The organism is Psychroflexus torquis ATCC 700755 (genome assembly GCF_000153485.2).
In the GTDB taxonomy this organism is placed as follows: Bacteria; Bacteroidota; Bacteroidia; order Flavobacteriales; family Flavobacteriaceae; genus Psychroflexus; species Psychroflexus torquis.
Genome location: NC_018721.1, coordinates 2,274,489 through 2,295,871, shown reverse-complemented (window position 1 = coordinate 2,295,871; position 21,383 = coordinate 2,274,489). Strand labels below are relative to the sequence as shown.

The following is a 21,383-nucleotide window of genomic DNA, read 5'->3' as shown; positions in this document are numbered from 1 at the left end:
TCTTTATCTGATTATTATTAATGTTTAAGGCAGCTACAAGCTAACCTGAAAGAGTACTTCCGCATTCTTATGGAGTACCCTTATGTGTTGATGTGCTAATTTTGAGGCACCAGCCTTAGAGCATCCTCAATCTATCTCCATCATTCCCTTTAAAGTTGAGCGGTCATCTCGTTTTCCCATAGCTTTACGAAGTTTACGAACCAATGCCCATGATGGTTCATATCGTTTTAAGCCCAGTAGTCGTGGCATCTTTTTAGATGAAAAGCTTTTCTTAGTAATGCTCAAAAGGAATATGGTCTTGTACCTTGTCATAAACGATAACTTTGGACTTTGCATTATCATTCCTCTACGCACCGACTGCTTCGATTGACAGGTTTTAAACTGATGACTCCATTTGTTCTTAAGCCAGAAGTGACACATTGCTTAACAACGATTACAAATTAACCCTATTTGTAACTAATCAGTCTACCCGTTGAAACTCAAATTTAGCGATAAGCGCTAATTCATCCAAGACATTTAGCCCATTTTTAATTATGGTGTCTATGACAGATCGTATTTGCGCAAAATTTTGTGCGGCTTGTTCAATTTTAAATTGACCAGATATTTTTTGTTTTACCTTTACATTTCTAATAGCTCTTTCAGAGGCATTATTGTCTGCTGGCACATTTTCTAGGAAAAGAAAGGTGAATAAATGCTGTCTTTCACGCCGCATCCGTTTATAAAAGCTAAAGAGTTCTTTATGAGTTTTATCAGGCGGTTTTTCTAATAAGCATTGGAGTTTTTGAATTATTTTTGCGCGCTCAATGGTGTACTCTTTATTTTGAAATGGCAGTGTTTTTTTAAGTTCTAAAGCATCATAGAGAAGTTTAGAAAAATCAAGACCCCAAGTAGCAGATTTATATTTTAGATTCAAGTAATTTAATCTGCGCTGCAAGTGAGGCAAACAACTTTGATGATTTTTAGCAAACGTGTTTAGGTGTGGTTTCCATCCATCATGTACTAGTGTACTATTGGGAAATCCATTTGGAAAATGAGTTGTTACCGTTTCGCCTTTTCTGTTTCTTGAATGCGTAATATAGGTTAGATTAGGGGTTTGCCAAGTCCAAAACCAGTGTTTGCTTCTGTTTACTTTCACCCCTGTTTCATCTGCACCAATAACTGTACTATTGCAGACCCTTTGTTTTATAATTTCATAAATTGGTTTTGTTTTATCGGAAAAACGATTTAACAAACAATGAATTCCACCTTCACTAATATGGATGTTAAAAACAGCGTTAAAGACTTCTTGCATTCTTGCAAAAGGCAAGAATTGACGCGCATGAAAATAAGCGACAAGTCCTTCTATATTTTCGCCATAGCTAATAGAAGTGTTTACTCCAGATGGAAAGTCTGCGGTAGATGTACATCCACAATTACAAATTTTACTAAAAGTTTGATATTCTTTAAAAACAGCCTTGATAGGCGGAATATCAACTATTTGACGGGATTGTTCTTTCTGTGGAGAAAAGTCTTGTAATGCGTTTCCACAAGAAGTACAATAATCGGGTACTAATTCTATAATCTCATCGGGATGAGCTGTCATCTCTAAAGTTTTGCCTTTTCGTCCTTTTTGACCGCCTACTTTTCGATCAGATGATTTGCGCAAACTTTGATTTGGTTTAGGATGGTTTTCATCCTTTGAAGGAGGCATAGAGCTGTTGCGACTGTTTTTTGGATTTTCGTAGGTAAATAATTTATCCTTTAACTGTCTATTCTCTTTTAACAGTAGCTGATTTTGCTTTATGATACCTCGGTTCTCTTTAATTAATCCTTGATTCTCTTGGATCAATGCTTGGTTCTGATTTGCCAAGCCTTCAAGTTCATTTACTTGTCTAGCGAGAGAAGTAAACGTCGCATACAACTCTTGATATGTTGGCTTTATTGACAAAAAACAGTTTTATTCAAAGTACCTACAATACAGCTAAAATAGCGGTGTAAAAAACCACGAGTTATCAAGAAAACAAAAGAAGTTGTTAACTGATATGGATAAAATCAATGTTTTTCCAATTTGAAAAAAAACAGAAACAAAATCTTGTTAATAAGACAATTAAAAATGTTAATAACCTAAGGACTTCCTAAAATAACCATCCGAAACTTAGTACTGATTAGTTACCCCTATTTTATCCTGTCCCCTTTGAAAGGTAAACGTCAGCTATTTTCATTTGGAAAATGAAGTGAAAAATTAAAAGGAATCCACTTGGATTTATGTAACGATCTTATGTAATTGTTTTAATGTTAATAAAATTTAAAAAATAATCTTAACTTTAGCAGGATTCACGAACATCCTATAATTTCAGATTATTTTTTTATGTTTTTATGGAGTGAAAAATAGTGTTGATCGTTTTTTAGAACCAAGCAATAGAATGTTTGGTATGGCTTTAGCCGAAGTGAAGAATGGCAAAAAGCAGTCGCATTGGATGTGGTACATTTTTCCACAACTTAAAGGCATCGGAAAAACGACAACTTCTTATTACTATGGAATTAGCTCTTTAGAAGAAGCTCGAGATTTCTTGAAGCATCCCATATTAGGATCGCGATTATATGAAATAACTCAAGCTTTATTAGAAGTTAAAGGAAAAACCGCGTTCGAAATATTTGGAACACCAGATTATCTTAAACTGAAATCGTGTATGACTTTATTTAAACTTGCTGCACCACAAGAATCAGTATTCCAAGAGGTGATTAATACCTATTATATGGGTTACGATGATGAGTTGACACGCATGAAACTAAATCTTTAAACAGTGGGAAAACTCGGGAATCCTAAAAGTGTTAGACTTTAGCGCCAGCTTAAAAGAAGTCTAACCTTAAAACTTGATACAATGGGAGATTAGTTAAATAGAATAGTTGGCATTGACCACGGTCAATATGGGAAGTTGAAATAAGACTTCCCGAAGCCAGCCCAGTTTTAAAAATAAAATCACTTCTAAAAAATAAGTAAACTAATGCAGAAACCTTTATTTTATTATCAAGAGTTTAGATTGAATATGTCTTGTCATATAGTTCAAAATCAAGAAAATCAGCTATGTCAATTAACACCAAATAAATTGCCAAGACTTCAGCTTGAATCTTATGAGGATGCAAAAGACATAAAACCGTTTTTTGAATCTAAAATAGCTTACCCAATAGAAGAATTGAGGTTGTTTAAATATAAACGCAGTATAAATATTTTGATTTTTAGTACGCCTTTAAAATTTAATATTAACTTCTCTTTTACAGAACAAGATTTAATCAGTTTTTTAAGGATTTTTATTCATAGAGGTGCGTTTTTCAATTTTAAGAATACAAACTCTACTGTTTATTTAGAACTTCCAACATTTATTGAAAATGCAAAAGAGAACTTTTTTGACTTTCTGATTTATGAGGTGTTTTATTTCAACATAAAAACTCGTTTTCAGATTTAAGTGATTTTGATATAATTAAGGAACTCAAAAAAAACACTATTTTTAAAAAAGAGTTTATTGCAAAATTAGAGAATACTAGACCTAAATATAACGGAGGAAAACTAGACTTAACAAAACCTGAAGATATAGTCGAATTTGCAAAAAACTATGACCATTACAAGGCCCTAGTTTCATTACCAGAAACTATCTATTCAAAAATTAATAACGATAATACCATCCTAAAAAGACAAGAAATATCACACAATGAGTTCTATAACAGAACAATGATAATTATTAACGAATTTATAACTAATTTGAACCTTAAAAATATTGGTTAAATAGAATAGTTGGCACTGGCCATGGTCAATATGGGAAGTTGAAATAATACTTCCCGAAGCTGGCCCGATTTTAAATCTAAAACCACAAAGAATATGATAAAAAATTTCTTGAAACATCTAAAATCAATAAAACAACTTACTTTCTCTACAGGATGCATTATTGAAAATGATGCTATAGATTACAGGGCTAAATCTGACGGAATTGCAGTCCCTTTAATCAAGCTTTTAAGTGAAGATAAACGTGACAATAAAAAGGTTAGGCAATTTTTTATCAGTAACAAAACCAGTATAAAAGCTACCACTCGTTTGTTTAAACTAAAAGACATCGTTGCTCTGTTTATTATTACAGAAGATGTAACGCTTAAAATATCATTTGATTTGAAAAAGCATGTTCACGTACAACTTCTGTTGGGTATATTCCTAGGTAGCAGGGTTGTGTTGCAAGAAATTAATCTAGGCTTTGAGTACAATAAAGTTTTTGATTCACCTACAAAAATTGAAAACGCAGATCAATCCTTTTTAAATGTTTTGTTATGCAAAGCAATGCTGCCTTATTACCGAAAATCTTACCCAAAATTGAATGATGAAGAAATCCTCCTCTTGCTTAAAGAAGACCCAAAAAAGATTGCTTCATTTAAAAAAGAGTTAGAAGACACGTATAATTAAATTATAAAAAATATAATCTATTAAATAAAAACTATGCAAGTAACTTATACCAATTTAGTTATTAAATGCCGTATTAAAAGCCTTTAGAAAATGATGGTTTCCTGTTATAGATTTAATGGTTTCAGGTTTCATTTCGCAGACCATTTCGCTTAGCCATTCTTTTAAACTTTTCATCGATTCGAATCTTTGATTCTTAAATCGATTTTTAATGTATTGCCATACTTGTTCGCATGGGTTTAGTTCAGGATTGTATGGGGGTATTCTTAACAAGACTATATTTTGTGGCACCTCTATATTTTTTGTAGAATGAAACCCTGCATTATCAATCACTACAATTTTATATTCCTTTGGATTATGTGTTGAAAATTCCCGCAGATAGGCTTGAAATATGTTAGTACTTACACCATTTATTTCCCAAACAAAAGAGTCTCCGTTTATTGGAGAGTAACTACCATATAGATAGGTCGTTTTATAAATCTGTTGATAGGTCACTATTGGCTTTACACCGCTAGCAGTTATGTATTTTCCAAGATGATTCATCATTCCAAATCGAGCTTCATCTTGAAAGTATAAATTAACAGAGTCGTAACTATCTTTATTAAGACTAATTCTAATGTTATCTAGCGTATTAGGGAGTTTTTAAAAAAGCTTTTTCAGCCTCTACATCTTTTTTGTAGTGAGATTTCCTAGGAGTCTTGGGTTTTGTTTTAAAATGTTGAATCAAATACTCACGGATCCGTTGGTACTTAACAACTACGCCATACTCTTGTTCTACCCAATTTTGAGCATCCCAGTATCCCAAAAAAGGATTATTTGGGTCATGTACTCTTTGGGATAAACCCTTATGTATTTGTGGTGTAATAATTTTAGACGTTTTATTTTTAGGCTTATCAGTTAACATCATCTCAACCCCACCAGCATTGTAGTTCACAATCCACCTTTCTAGGGTTCTGATATGAATCCCTAAAAAATCAGCTAATTCTTGTCGGGTTTCAAATTTGCCAGACTTAATGGCTAGCAAACTCTTTAAACGTTTTTCTGCTTTTAAGGTTTTCTGTTTTAACAAGAGTTTGTTTAGCTCCGAATCTGATTCCTTGATCTCTAAAATTGCTTTTCTTCCCATTCATAAATATACGAAAAATATACGGCAATACAAAACATATTTGGTATTAGACTACCTCTTCAAATAAATTGGTTAGTAAAACTAGAAACGGGGACTAGTGAGAGGTCTTCGACTTAAAAGAAGAAAACATAACGCTATTTATTCTAGCTGATGGTGTTGGTGTTGGTGTTGGTGTTGGCGATTATAAAGCTTCTCGTACTGCTGTTGCATTTTTTGTAAAATGTTTTATTGAAACCTTTGCTGAGCATAAACTAGGTAATGCGTGTAATGGCAAAATTCCAAAACAAATAACCGAAACTATAACACAAGTAAATGAACACATACTGTCTGAAACTGGATATTACCGTGAGATGAAATCCACTTTTGTAGCAGTAGTGCTAGATAAGGAAAATTCAAAAATGTATTATACCAGTATAGGAGATTCTAGACTGTATAGTATTACAAACCCTGAAACTACCTTACTAACCCAAGACCAAATAAAAGCAGTGATACGTAGAAAACAAGATGGCCCTCCTATTATACAAGGTGGTATCATTGTAATAGCTAAAGGTTACAAATGTAATTGGAGCAAGACCTTTACATTTTAAGGTTAAAAGTTTAGAAGTAAAGGAGACCATGTCTTTTTTACTAGCCTCAAATGACTTTTACAGTTAAGTTCCTGAAAAGAGAGTTTCTTTTACAAAAATGCATAAAACCTTGTACTACGATAATTTTTTTAGACAGCTTACCAAAGATGTGCATCAGCGGCTAGACGATGACGCAACTGTGGTATTATTTAGAGTAATCAAGGAGTCTGACCTAAAGAATCGGGACAATCAGCAATTGATATTTGATAGACTTATGGAAACTATAGATCAAAAAAATGAAGAGGAAGCTATTAACTGCTGCAACAAAATTGATTTAATGCAGTATGAAAACACCTTCGCTTTTTATGATGCTGCTACTAAAAGAATGCTAGCACTAAGGTTTAGCTCAGGTAAATTATATAATCGATTAGTGGCAAAGCTTAAAGTTACGAGAGACAGTTATTTTGAGAAAAAGCGAAGTACTAACTAAATTTCCGTAAGCTAAAAATAAGTAAACCAATGGATTTAACAAAAACAGAAAACATCATTTATTTTGCTAAAAATTATAAGTCTTGTAAAGACAAAGTGCCATTAACAAGAGCTGTACTGTAATAGACGCAATTGAACTAGAGGTACATTTATACAACGAAATGCAAATCACTCATAACGAAATGCAAAACAGGATATATGACCTTATTTTAGGGTTTGTAAAGTCTTTAGAATAGCTTTAATTACTATGACTTAGTGATTAATAGTATGAGTATGCTTAATTTTAGTAAACCTATTAAAAAAAGTAGAATTAGCTACAAGAGGTTTTTAAATATCAAGGAAAAACAGATGGGGATTTTGATTAAACCTCTTGAATACAAGTTAAAAAATAAAATATGAATGAATTTATTGATGCTAGTGTTTTTTTGGGAATGCATAGCGAAGAAGAAAATATCAGAATAAAATGTAAAAACTTTTTTGTAAAAAGAATGAAAAAAGAAATTATTATGAGTTTTGAAACCATTGGGGAATGTGATCATATTATTTGGGGATTTTCTAGATTACACCAAGATTCATATTATCCTTTTATGGATAGACTCCATACAATAATGAAAATTAAAAGGATACCGTACGGTTTGAAAGAAGTCAACTTAATGTCGATAGATAAAAATCTTCAAAATTATAAACCTGGATTAAATCTTGCCTTATCAATAACACATAGAGGTGTCTTTTATACATTAAATCAAAAACTAATATCTTCTTCAATAGATAACATAAAAACTATACCAGATGAAGAAGTTGAATTAATGTTTCCGAAGGATTTAGAAAAATATTACGAAGAATCACTAATTTTAAAATTAAGTGTATTTGATTTTTAAAAAGTTGTAGAATCCTCTTTCCTGTTATTTTTTTGTCACGATAGAAAAGTAAAAACAAGTAAAATAATTAAAGGAAAACTAGGGAAAACTAACTATTATAGTTATTTGTGACACAATTAAAAAAAACGATGAGATATTTAAGTGCAATGTTATTGGTGTTATTAGTTTTTACAACTAGTTGTAAAAATGAGGCTAAAGAAAAAGGAAATAAGGAAATAACTATAGCAATGGTAACTTTCCCTGGTTATGGTCCTTTATACGTAGCTCAAGAAAAAGGCTTATTTGAAAACCTGGATGTTAAATTAATAAGGATTGAGGATATAGGTCAAATGAGATCAGCTATGCAGAGTGGGCAAGTTGATATTTACGCATCAACCTATGATATTTTTCAATCAACCCAAGGAGCTGATGTTCCAGGAATAGGTTTTATGTTAATTGATGAATCCCACGGAGCTGATGGTATTCTAGTCAATGAATCAATTTCTACAATTGCTGATTTAAAAGGGAAAAGATTAGCAGCAGAACCTGGTTTGCCACCTTATTTTCTTTTACAATATGTGCTTTATAAAGAAGGTATGACATTAAATGATGTTGACCATAAGGATATTGCGACGCAAGATGCTGGGGCAGCCTTTACTTCTGGAAGTGTAGATGCCGTAGGACTTTATGAGCCAATTTTAAGTTTAACTAAGCAAGCTAACAAAGGAAGTAAAATTTTAATTTCTAGTGAATCTGAACCTGGACTTCTTGCTGATTTACTGTTTTCGTCAGAAGAGTTGTTGAAAACAAATCCTGATGTCCTAAAGCGTATAGCGAAAGGATGGTTTGCAGCACTAGATTTCATTGATCAAAATCCAGATGAAGCATACGAAATAATGGGCAAAAACTTTGGGGTTGCTGCTGCAGAAATGAAAGATTTTAAATCTTCAATAAGTTGGTATGACAAGGCAGATAACATAAAAATGTTTGATAAAAACACTGAAAATAATGTTTATGATATCTTCCAGATGGAAGGTGATATCTTAGAAAAAAATGGTTCTGCAAAAAGACGTTTTAGGCCTGAGGATAAAATTACAGACAAAATAATTAATAAGTTCAAGTAAAAAAGAGTTTGAAAAGAATATTTCATAGAAGATTTTTCATCATTTCGTTATTAGCTATTTTAACTATTTGGTTTTTATTGACAGAATTAGATATTGTTAGTGATTTATTCCTTCCAAGTTTTAATGAGTTATACGATTCACTAATTTATTTATTTAGAGAAAAAGAATTTTCTACTGATATTTATGTTTCCACTAGAAGAGTTTGGTTTTCTTTTTTACTAGCATTTGTAGTCGCTATACCACTTGGACTTTTAATGTCTGAGTCCAAAATTTTGAATAGTATTTTCGAACCCTATATTGATTACATAAGGTATTTGCCAGTACCGGCTTTAATACCCTTGACTATTTTATTCTTTGGAATAGATGAAACTTCAAAAATAGTACTACTTTTTATTGGTACATTTTTCCCATTTATTTTATTAGTCATTGATAATTTAAAAAACATCCCTAAAGAATATTTCGATTTAGCTTATTCTCTAAATTATAGCAAATGGGATTTGTACAAAATGAAGCTTAAGGTTGTACTTCCAGAAATATATGATAATAGTAGAATATCTATTGGTATTTGTTGGACGTATTTAGTGATTGCAGAATTAGTAGCAGCACAAGAGGGAATTGGGCATATGATAAAAGAAGCCCAACGTTTTTCTAATACCGCAGATGTATATATTGGGATTTTAACAATCGGACTTGTTGGCTATTTAACAGATTTAGCCTTTAAGAAACTATATCCAATTTTCTTTAAATATAAAGTAATAAATTAGAATGAATCAAAAATTGTTAAATATTAAAAACACACTTGATAAAAGCAGGAAGCTTAATACCTCAGAATTTTTTGTTGATTTAAATGGTTTAGAGATTCAAGTGGATCCTAATGTTTTTTCGCCCATTTATTTCGAGGACTCTTATTTCTTTGCAGAAAATATGATAGATATTAAAGGACTTGATGTTTTAGAAATTGGTACAGGAACTGGCTATTTTGCTATAAAAATGGCTTTGAATAAAGCCAATAAGGTGGTTGCAACAGATGTAAGTAAATCTGCATACAATAATGCTCTAGTCAATATGGAAAAGTTAAGCCTTGAAGATAAAGTTGATATTAGACTCGGAAGTATTTTTGAGCCTATTTTAAATGAAAAATTTGACGTGATTTTTTGGAATATCCCTTTTTGTTATATAGAAGAAAGCACTAAAAACGACTCACATATTAGTGGCAAATTAGATGAATTAGAAAGTGCTGTATTTAATTCTGAATATAAACTATTGCAGCAATATCTGAATGAAGGTTTTAAATTTTTAAACAAGAATGGTAAATTATTATTAGGTTTTAGCCCTACTATTGGAAATAAAGTGGTTTTTGATAACGTAGTTTTGAGCTTGGGATTAAGTTATAAAGCCATTGTTAACAAAGAAGTAGAGATGGATGGTCATAAAGAAATTTTGCAGATAATAGAATTTTATCAATAAATGGTTGAATTAAAAAATATAAATGTTCAATTCGATACGCTTAAAGTTTTAAGTGATATTAACCTTGTCATAAAAAAAAGTGAAATAACTTCTATTTTAGGTCCAAGCGGCTCTGGTAAAACAACAATGTTAAGATGCATAGCTGGACTAAATAAAAACTTTAAAGGTGAAATCTTAATAAATAATCAAGACCAATCTACTTATTTTAATGAACATAGAATTGCAGTAGTAAATCAAGGTTACTCATCGTTTCCTTGGTTAAGTGTTAAAGAGAATATATTAGTCGCAAAAAAAAGGAACACAAACAATACATTAAACGTTGGTGAAATTATAGAGGCTATTGGTTTAAATGGATTTGAAGATTATTATCCAAATCAATTATCTGGCGGAATGCAACAAAGAGTGGCGATAGGTAGGGCTATTCTTCAAGATACAGATATACTTGTTTTTGATGAGCCTTTTGGCGCATTAGATTACCAAACAAGATTGCAATTACAACTTCTTATCAAACGTATTAAAAATGATTTTGGTAAGACCATAATTTTTGTAACACACGATATAGAAGAGGCTATTTTTATATCAGATAAAGTAGTAGTGTTATCTAAAACACCAAGTATTATAGTTGATGAAATTGTTATTGATGAAGAGATTAACACAGCATTAGACAATAAAGTAAGATATATCCCAGAGTTTATAGGTCTGCGTTCAAAAATTGAAAATATAATTAATAGTTTAAGCGATCAAAAGAAAATTTCGGAAATTTTCAAGAACATTAATAATAAATATGTTGAATTAAAAATATTAGACTTTTGGAATACTTTTTTAATGAACGAATGTCGAAAACAATATGAGATTTTAGATAAAGAAACTCAAACAAATATCTCGTTAAAGCTTTTAAATTCAGATGAAAAAGAAGAAATAATAGTTGGTTCATTACTGCACGCTAGTATTGAGTCAGAAGAAATAAAGAGCAAATTAACTGATTTGCTCTTTAAGCAAAATAATAATGAAGTCCTAAACTATTATTTAATTCATTCATTAACGAATTTACAGCTTGATTCTATACTTAAAAATGACATTAAAAGTTTAGTATACAATAATATTGAAGAATTTGTTTCCTTCGAAAAAAGATATTTGACGCTAGATGGAACCCTAAATACTGAAGTAGTATTAAAAATCTTAAATTCAAGATTCGAGGGGAATTATGGTGTTGTAGATATTAATAATAAAGGTTGGCTATTATTAATATCGTCATTAGCACATTCAAACACGGATGAAACACTAAAATTCTTAAGTAAATTTGTAAATGACGAAGACACTTTAACAAAAGAAACAGCCTTAGAATTAATTCAAAAAATAGAAAACAATGAAATTGATTTCGGAAAAATTAGACAAAAAATTAAAGAATGATTTTATTTCTGTTAGTAGAAATAATAATCCAATTTTTTCTCAAATAAGCGCTATCTCTTTTAACCAAAAGCTTGAGGTTATAAAGCAGTATTCATTATTTCCTAAAAACATTATTTCAATGTTAGTAGGTGCGGCGTATTCCTTAAGTTATCATAATTGGGATATAATTGTGGAGGAGATTCTTCAAAATGTAAATGAAGAAATGGGCGGTGGTATAGGTAAAATAACCAAACACAATCAGCCTCATTACACCGTTTTAAGACGAGTTGTACAAGATAGTTTTCAAGAAAATATAAATAGTGTAAAACCAAGTCAATCTACGCAAGTGTTTATTGAAAGTGTTAAAAAAGTGTTGACTCACGAAACACCAGAGGTTGTAGCTGGTGGTGTTTACGCATTAGAATCTTCTGCCGTACCTGAATTGTTTCTACTTAGAGAACTTGTGTTGTCTGCAGCAAAAGATAAAAACATTTCTGTTTCTCAAACTTTTTTGGATTTCTTTGAATGGCATATTAATGATATAGAAGTTGAGCATAGAGACCGACTTATGAATATGTTATCAAGCTATATTAAAACAGAGGAACAATGGATACTTTTTGAAGAAGGTTTTAATACGGTAATGAATACAATGGATTGCTGGTGGACAGATTTAAATAAAGAACTAATGTAAACTAAAATTACCATGGATAGTGCCACCGAACTTAAATTACTTCATGAAAATGAAGCAAGGCTCTACGAAGAGTTTGCTTTAGAGACAACTCAAAATCAACACGTAGAATCAATTGATTTAAAAAACCCACTAGCCTCTATTTTACGTGTGGCCTTATCTGATATTATTTGCTCACAAATAGTAGATACATCTAAAAAACCGCAAAGTAGTTTAAGAATTTATCCAACCGCAATGTATCTATATGATGATAATACTAGAATGTGCGCTAGAATGGTATTAAATAAAGAGAATTGTGAAATTAAAGAAGTTCTTTTTGAAAATAAAGGCAATTCAGAAGAGCGAATAAAAACATTTAGGAATGACCTTTTTGTTGGAGCCCTACTCAGTAACTATTCCCAGACAAATGCTTTCAAAGATTCAAGCAATAACTATGAAGAGTTTGAAAAACACTTTAAAAATCAAAAAATAGATGATTGTATTGGTGCTTTCATTAACCATTATAATTCCGCTGAATCTGAAGGTAAAAATAAAAATGATATTGGATCAATAAGTTACAGGGTATTTATCTTCTATAATCTATATGATAAGGATGCTATTCAAGTTACTAAAGTTACAGATTATACATTTATTCAACATTTCTTAAAGAAATTATTTGTTTTGGCTATTAGCACAAAACGTAATAAACAATTTTTTAACGATATAAGACAAAAATCATTGAAGACATCTCTTTCTTCATGCATGGCCAGAAACCAATCTCATAATATAGGATCCCACGTTTTGAGTAGGTTTTCACAAGAAAGTGATTTGGCAAATGTATTGCAAGAATTTAAAGATGCTCAATTTATAAATTACGATAATATTAAAGTAGGAGACGTTAACAATTGGCAGTCTGCGTTTGAAGTTGAAAAGGCTACTTTGATTAAAAAAATGGAAAATCTAACATTTTTTGAAAAATGGGAAAAAATAAGTAGGTTAAACATTCATAAAAATAAAAATGTAAGAAATCTTTTAGCTCGACATGAACTTTCTAACAAGCGCATTGCTATTTTTAATAATTACATGAAAGAACGTCAGGAATTGTTAGCAGAAATTGCTAGTACAGTTCCTGTGATACAAACCAATAAAAAGTTTAACGAAGAAGTACTTCAAGGGTTCACCGATAACCGCATTTTGTTGGATAGGATTAGTGGAATTGATAATTTCAAGTTCACTTTTAAACTGGATATACAACTCGGAAATCCAAAACTTGAAGAAATAAATATAGCAATAGCAAATGATGTGCTTGGCCAACAAGCATTCTATATAATTCTTGAAAATATTATCCGAAACACAGCTAAGCATGGTTCTAAAATAGCGGCCAAAACTACTAAAACGAAAAACGGTAAGGAGCAAGAAAAAGGGGAATTGCCTGAAAAAGTTATTTTTACAATAAGAGTGACAGAAAGTACTTTGGATAATAGTTATTATCAAATTACGGTATTTGATGATGTTATAGCCGATTTAACTCCTGAAAAAATCATTTGTGAAAATAAAAAAAATGATGTAGAAAAGAAAAAATATTACGGAGATTTTATTTCCTATTCATCTATTGAGGGATGCGAAAATAAAACAGACAAAATCTGTGTTTGCGGAGAAATCCCAAAGCTTACAAAACTAATAATAGACCAGAATATAAAAATAAATCTGCCTATACTTAATGACGACAATGAATTAAGAACAGAAGCACTAGGGATGATAGAAATGGAAGCCTGTGCAGCTTATTTAAGAAAATTGCCTATCGAAGAAATTCAATCGGAGGATTATATGCTTGCTTTTTCGAGAGAAGCTAGAGACGAGCTAAAAGAAAAAATAAGCAACAAAGATGGTAGTTTAAGAATCCTGCGAGCTGTAAATCCTTTTAATGAAAAAGGATTAAATAAATTGAAAAATGCAAGCGATACGAAAAAGAAAAAGATTAAAGCAGAATTAAAATATCGTGAAAATGTATTGGGCTATCGTTTTTACCTTCCCAAGCCCAAAGAGTTATTAATTATTGATACAACAAATAAGTTGTACAAAGAATTAAATGATTCTCTACTTCAAGAAGCAAAAAGAGAAGGAGTTACAATATTAGCAGTAAAAAGTGAAAACTTAAAAAAGATAGGTAACAGGGAAGCGTTAGAATCCAAGAATGATAAAGTGGACTATTTTGATTCTAACATTATTTATCCACATGAACAACTTCTTGTAATTGGTGATTTAGATGAAATTAAACACCCAGGAAAGTATTTAAAAGGGGTGAACGATTATATTAAAATTTATTTACCTAAACGAAAACTTAAAGTTGATATTTTAGAGATTGATAAAACAGAAGGAGGACTGTTTAAAAATTTAATAAAAGGTAATTACAATTTATTGAAAGCTGAGGTTTTGAGGAAGATTGTGGAAGCAAAAATGGAGGATAAAAAATTACTCTTAATCTATGAAGATTCTCCAAGTTATTATCAAGAAGTAATAAATAAACCCACCGAAAATAACTATGTTAATTTGATGTTCAATTTTAATGACCATGGAACAAATTATAAAACGTTAAGTGCTAAATGTTTTAATCAAATATTGACACATAAAGAAAAACCATTTTACAATAAAAATCTTATTGAGTATCCAGACAATTTTACAAATCCTGTTGCAGTTGCTAAAATGTTTGACTCATTTCTAAATAATATAGTTGTTTTAGACGAACGCATTCAAGAAAAAGCTGAAACCAGATATGCTCTATTAAAAAATGTTGGTAGACCAGACATTAGTTACAGAGAAATTTGGCAAAACGTTGGATGTTTTATACCCTTAAAAGTAGGAGATCAGATAGATTTATCAAGTTCTGATTTTTCAAAAACAGAAAAAAATATTATTAAATGGATTAAAGGTTTAAGAAGAGGAAAACTTAAAACAGAAGTTAGCAAAGAAAAAAAAATAACAGAAATAGAAAATCGTACATACAAAAACATAGACACGCTTATAATACACATTGGTGTTATCGAAAAGATGTTGGCAGCCAAAGGTAAAAACAAAGAGTGTCCTAAAAAAAAGAAAAAGTTGGTGCATAGATTATTAAATGGAGATTTCAAAAATGTAAATATTATTCTAACTTCTGGCAGAGCACCTAGAAAAGAAAACTTGGTTCCTGGTTTTTCTTTTTTAACCATTAGTATTGTATCAGAATACCTGATTAATAACCGCTTTAAATATAACTTAAACGAATTGTGTAACTTAGCACGACCTAAAATATAATAATATGGATTTAGTATTTATAACAAACAAAGGTAAACTTGGGATCCATGGATTAAAATTGGATGTAAAACGATTAATTCAAGGGTTAAAACTGCTGGATAAAGAAATACCCTTTTGTTACAAAAAAGAGATTGGAAGTCACAATATATATATACTTTATGATGGTCAATCAAATACTTTAAATAGACAAAATTCTGACGTAATTATTCCTTTGCTGAAAGAAATAGTCGAGAAAGGTGATTTCTATATCGTTCAGCACTCTAACCAGTCGCAAGACATTACTGCAATAACGGATTTGATTAAAGAAAATAGAAGCGAGAAGGTGTTTGATGGAATGCATGAGTTAGGTTCTAATCAAGCAAGGCATTACCAAAACCTACCATTTTATCTTACAAATGAAACTGCACTAAATAATTGGGTAGCTGAAATAAAAGGTGAAAACAAAAATGCGAGCGACTTAAACCAAAAACTAACCCTACTCTACAAATTACTAGGAAAGCCACTTCTAACAATAAACGAGTTTGAAGGAGAAGAAAAAGAACTAGCAAAACCCTATTTTGAGTTAGAATACGATAAGGATAATGCGAAGGAAGATGAAAAAACGGCAAGACTGAGGCATTTGAGAGATTCTTTGTTAATTGATTTAAATTAGTATTTATGAGATATATAGTTGTTAATAATTCTATCGATTTAGTTCAGTCTATGGTTTTGCAGGAGCAAATAAAGATTATAAATAGTTTAGGTTTTTATGAAATTATTGAAGAATTTAAAACTTTAGCACTAGAACCTGAAGATGTAATAATTCTAAACGCTGAGAATAAATTTCAGAAAAAGGATAATCATAGCGATTTTAAAGGTGTTAGTTTATTAAAATGGCTAAGAGTTCATTTAAATAATTGCAATAAAATTATTACAACAAGTTTTGTAACAAGAGAATACTTGTTACAAAACAACCCTGAAAATTATATCCTATTTGCACCTGATAATTACTTTCTTCAAATTCCTTTTACACTAGATCGACTTGAAAATATTTTAAAAAAGAGCCAAGTAATTAAGAATAAAGAAATTTTAATAAAAGAATACAAACCTTTTGTTTCTCCAGATTTTAAAATTTCAGATATTTCTCATTCATTTTCTAATGAGTTTGGTATATACATATTAGCAAATTTGTTACAGCAAGTATTTAAAAGATGTGAGGGAGAATTGGGTCATAATAATTTACAGTTTTCAAAGGCAAAGATGCTGTATGATTTAAATTTTAATGTATTTGAGTATCAAGCTAAACTAATTAATAAAAGAAACTCCACCTCAAAATTATTAGCAAACAAGAAAATTGTTTACGTAGATGACAAAGGAGATGGACGTGGTTGGTTTAATTTAATGAGACAATTATTAAATATTGACAGTAACCAATTAGCAGGTGTAAAACCGGAAGCACTTGGTGATAGAGAAAACACAATAAATTATAGCGCTACTTTTGAAGATATAAAAAATCACAGTCCAGATATTATACTTTTAGATTTAAGATTACTTGGCGATTTTGAAAAGAATACTTCTATTGAAAAGACATCAGGTGCCGTTTTATTACAAATGATAAGAAAATGGAATCCTGCAATTCCTGTCATGTTAACATCTGCAACAGATAGAATTAAATCATATGATATTTTAAATAAATCGCCTTACAATATAGATGTCATCTGGACTAAGCCAAGAGTAGACAATAGAGGTTTTAATGCCTCAAAGTCCTTACTAGATTTGTACCAAAAGATGAAATTATTGGTCAAACTAAGTAATGATGAATTAGGTTTAGTTTTTAAAGAGATTGACTACAGAGTAAAAAATGATCTGTTGCCGAAAATTAATCCGAATTATATTAATCAATATGACTTCATATTATTTGACTCAAACTATTTTTGTGATACATCTAAAGATATAAAGGATTATATTTTACACTTCTATTCCATATTAAAAATGGAAGAACGTTCGGCAAAAATTGTAGTTATAGATGATGTTATGAAAGAGGTTTATTTAAATTCCCATAAAAATAAAGGATTAAAAAATAAAAAATTATCTCGTGTAAGCAGGTATAGTTCGGAACTCCTGTCAGAGTTATTCAATCTTGGCAAAATTGTAGATTTATATCAAGAAGTTGATACGTCTATTAGTAGAAAATTTTTAGCTGAATATGAACCAATCGAAAATAATTTTGATAGGCATAATATTTACTATTCCTTAAAAATAAAACAAGCATCAGCTAGTAGTGAAGAAATTGCAAAAAGAAAAACCAATGCATTAAATGAAGAACTAATTCAAAGAAATAACCCTACTATTATTCATGCGGATAATGTATTTAAGTTTTTAATTAAAGATCTTTTGCAGAACGATAAAAAGGTATTATTTATTTCTAATGATATAACTTGTAAAAGAGATATCGTTTTACATTACCCTAATGGTAAATCGGCTAATGACTATTTTAAAGCTGATTATAGCAAAGATGAAAATGGAAGATTAATTTTAAATGAAAGAGGTAGTAAAATTAAGACACAAAATTTTAGACACAATAAGAGCTTTGATTTGAATAAAAACTGTAAACTTATTCGCAATTCAATTTTCATTAGAGAGCTATCTTTGAATAATTAGATAAAACTTGTACTATTTATTCTCAGATAATAATTTAAATTCTTTTGAGTCGGTATATAATGTTGTACTAAAAAAAAGACAACCTGTATTTGGTAGTTTTTTGGCTAATTCATTATGGAAAAAGCGAGGCTTAATCTTGCTGCTAAGTAGCCCCAAGGTGACCTTTATTCATTTGCCTAATAAATTAAAAGAATTTCCAAAAGCGACATTATCAAAAAATGAAGTGCTGGATTGCTTTAATCCAATTGCAATATGCGAAGCACTCGAAATTGAAAATTTAAATTGGCTACAATTTTTCATAGAATACTATTTTGATAAAAACATGGCTTTAGGTGTCAATCCATTAAATGAAGCTGAATTCTTGGGAAAACTCATTAAAAATAAACTTTCGGTACTAAATCATAGTAGTTCAAGCGATTTGCAAGCAAAATATATATTACCTGTAAATACGCTATTAAGTAACCTCATTAAGTTTCCAAACAGGCTTGAAAAAGTAAAAGTTGTATTTAATAAAACGCAAGTTGAGTTTTTTGATAGTTATGTTGTTTTTGAATTGCTTTGCTACTTTGAACACTATGATTCAATCTCAAAAGATTGGTCTTTGCTTTCGATAAAGCATAAGGCACTTTATAAAACACTAATAATCTTAAAAGAATTTGATCTAAATAGTTTTGACCGAGACCAAATAACTTTTAACTTAGAGACTTTATCTCAATTAAAAAATCAATACTTAGCCTTAAAAGATGAATAGTGACTTAAACCTTTCAAAAAAATGCATTTTATATATAGACGATAATGCAGCAAGTATAGAGGCAGCATTAGCCATATTTGAAGATGATTATAACTATTCCATCATTTCAGAAATTTCTGTAGAAGAAGGTCTTGAAACAGTTAATAATTATTATGGTACTATAGATGCCATTATCTTGGATCTTTCTTTCCCAGACACTAAAATTCAAGGAAAAGAAGGCTTAATAATACTAAAAGAAAAATATGGTTGGATACCTGTTTTTATACTCACAGGCTCTACAGATTCTAAAGAAAATGCAATAGCGCAAGAATGCCTGGCTCTTGGCGCAGAACAAGTTTTTCATAAAGATGTATTTGATGTACAGGTTTTTATGAATCAGGTTACGGATGCGGCTCATCGTGAAAATATTTCTCAACAACTTAAAAGTTTAAAAGATTATACGTCGCGCGCAGTAGAGTCTCCTTATTTTCATATAGTAGAACACAAAACTTATGTACATGGAGTGTTTGCATTTAAATTGGATGCTATACTTACCGATTTAGATAATAGTGTTTACACAACATGGGTAAAAGATTTCTCTCAGGTATTACAATATTTTCCGTGGGTACAAGTCATTCAAATATACCGCAATGAAAAAGGTAAAATAGGGTGTTATTTTAAATTTTTAATAACTGCAGAGAATGCAGCTGATGCCTTATTAAAATACAGAGATTTCTTCTTTAATATATCTGCATTCTTTAACACTACGTTTGTGTATCAACCAACAGCATTTGTCCCTGTTACTAGTTTGAAATTAATCTTAGAACTAATTGTTGCAGGAAGAACAAATAGTGAAACAGAAGTTTTCGGATTTTATAGAGATCAAGAAATCATAGAAATCAATAATCAAAAAATAGGTTTCAAAAACAAATCTCATGAAATTGTTTCCTGTGGTATCCCATTACCCTTTGACTATAATGATGAAAAATTGGATATTCTATTTCATCATTTAAGAGCAATACCTGATTTATATTTATTACATTCATTCAGTGCAATACAATTAGATATAGAAGAGCTAGATCTTATCAAAAAAGCGCAGGTTAGTTTTACTGAAGAAAGTACACTATTATATAAGGAAAATGCTACAAGATTTTTAGAACACCAACTAGACTTGTTTACGCTTAAAACGGTGTGTATTGTTCCCAAAAAAAATATTAAATCAACACTTACACTCATAAATAATATTTTTTACAATGGTACCGCACCGGTAGATATTAGTGAAGAGGATGAAGAGAGGGACTATTTAGAGAAATATAAACGTATTCAATATTTATTAACTAGAAAAGACCTAGTTAAGGTGGTGAAAATCCCATTAATTAATGAAGATCATCAAACTACTTTTAAAACGAATAGGTCGTCTTATCAAAATATCCCAACAAGCGCATTAAACAAAAACAATATTACTTTAGGTGAAAAGAATAATAAATCTGTTGGATTAGCTCCTAACCAATTTCAAAAACACACCTATATCATTGGTAAAACAGGTACAGGGAAAACTAGTGTTATAAAGGCAATGATTCAAAATCGTTTGGAGTCTGGCGATGGATTAGCACTTATTGATCCGCATGGAGATATATATGAAAAAATAATTCAATCAATTCCTGAAAATCGTAAGGATGATGTGATACTTTTTGACCCAACAAATCCAAAAAATGAATTTGGGTTCAACATTTTAGAATATGATAAAGCTTTTCCAGAGCAAAAGGCGTTCATCGTAAACGAATTACTCAAAATATTTGCAGAGTTGTATGATATGAAATCTGCTGGTGGACCAATGTTTGAGGTTTATTTTAAGAATGCAGCTTATCTAGTAATGGAAGTTTACCAAAAACCATTGCTGGAGCATATTGAAAAAGTGTTTACAAGCACATCTATAAGAAAGGAATTATTAACAAATTGTAAAAACAAACGTGTTACAGATTTTTTTGCTATGGCTGAAGCTACAAATGGCGAACAAGGTTTTGAGAATTTTGGACCTTATATTACCAGTAAATTAACCCGATTCACAGATAACGAGCTCATTAATAAAGTAATTAGTAATACCACGACTTCTTTTAATTTTAGAGAGATGATTGATAGTAAAAAGATTTTCTTAATTAAATTAAACAAAGGTCGCTTAGGTGATGAAGGTGTTAATTTTATAGGGCGTTTATTATTCAATAAAATGATAATGGCAGCATACACTCGGGAAAATATTCCAGAGGAAAAAAGGCAAGATTTCACGTTGTTTGTAGATGAATTTCAAAACTTTACTTCTAGTGATATTGTATCAGCCTTAGGAGAGGCGCGTAAGTATCATTTACAATTGGTATTGGCTAACCAAACCTTTGCTCAACTGGATGAAAAAGTCGCAAAAAATATTTTAGGTAATGTAGGCTCTTTAATCACCGCAGCAGTCTCTCCTTATGATGCTGAGATGATTGCACCATTTTTAGAACCTGAGTTTACGAAACAAGATATTGTGCAATTAGATAATTATAAGTTCATTTTAAATACTCAATATAACAATAAGCGAGTTAGTCCATTTATTTTTAATTCAATTCCTTACTAA

At 30.4% G+C, this 21,383-nt stretch carries 19 protein-coding genes and 1 pseudogene; 16 read left to right on the top strand and 4 right to left on the bottom strand.

The window, feature by feature from the left end:
- Positions 1-129: 129 nt before the first annotated feature.
- Both P700755_RS20745 and P700755_RS09785 read right to left on the bottom strand, forming a co-directional pair.
- Positions 130-414 (bottom strand): annotated as a pseudogene (locus tag P700755_RS20745) (IS1595 family transposase); the annotation flags it as partial.
- Positions 415-460: 46 nt separating this feature from the next.
- Positions 461-1,927: an IS66-like element ISPto7 family transposase gene (locus P700755_RS09785; RefSeq protein ID WP_015024507.1), complete on the bottom strand. Its 1,467-nt coding sequence runs from the start codon at positions 1,925-1,927 to the stop codon at positions 461-463.
- Between the two features lie 433 nt (positions 1,928-2,360).
- Here P700755_RS09785 and P700755_RS09780 point away from each other — a divergent pair, with 433 nt between their 5' ends.
- The 3 genes from P700755_RS09780 (at position 2,361) to P700755_RS09770 (ending at position 4,426) form a co-directional block, all read left to right on the top strand.
- Positions 2,361-2,780: a DUF1810 domain-containing protein gene (locus tag P700755_RS09780; RefSeq protein ID WP_041758299.1), complete on the top strand. Its 420-nt coding sequence runs from the start codon at positions 2,361-2,363 to the stop codon at positions 2,778-2,780.
- 204 nt (positions 2,781-2,984) lie between these two features.
- Positions 2,985-3,443, top strand: a complete 459-nt coding sequence (locus P700755_RS09775) for a hypothetical protein (RefSeq protein ID WP_015024505.1) — start codon at positions 2,985-2,987, stop codon at positions 3,441-3,443.
- A gap of 410 nt (positions 3,444-3,853) precedes the next feature.
- Positions 3,854-4,426, top strand: coding sequence for a hypothetical protein (locus P700755_RS09770; RefSeq protein ID WP_015024504.1), 573 nt, complete (start codon positions 3,854-3,856; stop codon positions 4,424-4,426).
- 54 nt (positions 4,427-4,480) lie between these two features.
- Here the strand turns inward: P700755_RS09770 and P700755_RS09765 are convergent, their stop codons facing one another.
- Entirely contained in the window at positions 4,481-5,041 is a 561-nt protein-coding gene (locus P700755_RS09765) for an IS630 family transposase (protein WP_083858478.1), read from the bottom strand.
- 13 nt (positions 5,042-5,054) lie between these two features.
- Positions 5,055-5,549 carry a helix-turn-helix domain-containing protein gene (locus P700755_RS09760; RefSeq protein WP_015023771.1) on the bottom strand — a complete coding sequence of 165 codons (495 nt, stop codon included), beginning with the start codon at positions 5,547-5,549 and terminating at the stop codon, positions 5,055-5,057.
- Positions 5,550-5,899: 350 nt separating this feature from the next.
- On the opposite strand from P700755_RS09760, the gene P700755_RS21450 reads away from it, so the two are divergent.
- From P700755_RS21450 to P700755_RS09695, 13 genes are all read left to right on the top strand, one after another.
- Positions 5,900-6,136 carry a hypothetical protein gene (locus tag P700755_RS21450; protein ID WP_015024503.1) on the top strand — a complete coding sequence of 79 codons (237 nt, stop codon included), beginning with the start codon at positions 5,900-5,902 and terminating at the stop codon, positions 6,134-6,136.
- A 97-nt stretch (positions 6,137-6,233) separates the two neighbouring features.
- A complete protein-coding gene (locus P700755_RS09750) occupies positions 6,234-6,605 on the top strand; it encodes a hypothetical protein (RefSeq protein ID WP_015024502.1) in 372 nt (123 codons plus the stop codon).
- A gap of 394 nt (positions 6,606-6,999) precedes the next feature.
- Positions 7,000-7,482 (top strand): DUF6190 family protein, encoded by a 483-nt coding sequence (locus P700755_RS18755; RefSeq protein WP_015024500.1) that lies wholly within the window; start codon positions 7,000-7,002, stop codon positions 7,480-7,482.
- A gap of 128 nt (positions 7,483-7,610) precedes the next feature.
- Complete coding sequence (locus tag P700755_RS09740) at positions 7,611-8,585, top strand: ABC transporter substrate-binding protein (RefSeq protein WP_015024499.1); 975 nt, start codon at positions 7,611-7,613, stop codon at positions 8,583-8,585.
- Positions 8,586-8,593: 8 nt separating this feature from the next.
- Positions 8,594-9,349: an ABC transporter permease gene (locus P700755_RS09735; RefSeq protein WP_015024498.1), complete on the top strand. Its 756-nt coding sequence runs from the start codon at positions 8,594-8,596 to the stop codon at positions 9,347-9,349.
- A 1-nt stretch (position 9,350) separates the two neighbouring features.
- Positions 9,351-10,052, top strand: a complete 702-nt coding sequence (locus tag P700755_RS09730; RefSeq protein WP_015024497.1) for a tRNA (adenine(22)-N(1))-methyltransferase TrmK — start codon at positions 9,351-9,353, stop codon at positions 10,050-10,052.
- Complete coding sequence (locus P700755_RS18750; protein WP_015024496.1) at positions 10,053-11,462, top strand: ABC transporter ATP-binding protein; 1,410 nt, start codon at positions 10,053-10,055, stop codon at positions 11,460-11,462.
- Entirely contained in the window at positions 11,419-12,132 is a 714-nt protein-coding gene (locus P700755_RS09720) for a DUF3865 domain-containing protein (protein ID WP_015024495.1), read from the top strand. The genes P700755_RS18750 and P700755_RS09720 overlap by 44 nt, the downstream gene beginning before the upstream one ends.
- A 12-nt stretch (positions 12,133-12,144) precedes the next feature.
- Positions 12,145-15,402, top strand: coding sequence for a hypothetical protein (locus P700755_RS09715; protein ID WP_015024494.1), 3,258 nt, complete (start codon positions 12,145-12,147; stop codon positions 15,400-15,402).
- 4 nt (positions 15,403-15,406) lie between these two features.
- Positions 15,407-16,054: a hypothetical protein gene (locus P700755_RS09710; RefSeq protein ID WP_015024493.1), complete on the top strand. Its 648-nt coding sequence runs from the start codon at positions 15,407-15,409 to the stop codon at positions 16,052-16,054.
- Between the two features lie 5 nt (positions 16,055-16,059).
- Positions 16,060-18,042 (top strand): hypothetical protein, encoded by a 1,983-nt coding sequence (locus P700755_RS09705; RefSeq protein ID WP_015024492.1) that lies wholly within the window; start codon positions 16,060-16,062, stop codon positions 18,040-18,042.
- Positions 18,043-18,049: 7 nt separating this feature from the next.
- Entirely contained in the window at positions 18,050-18,793 is a 744-nt protein-coding gene (locus P700755_RS09700; protein ID WP_015024491.1) for a hypothetical protein, read from the top strand.
- Complete coding sequence (locus P700755_RS09695) at positions 18,786-21,383, top strand: type IV secretory system conjugative DNA transfer family protein (protein ID WP_015024490.1); 2,598 nt, start codon at positions 18,786-18,788, stop codon at positions 21,381-21,383. The genes P700755_RS09700 and P700755_RS09695 overlap by 8 nt, the downstream gene beginning before the upstream one ends.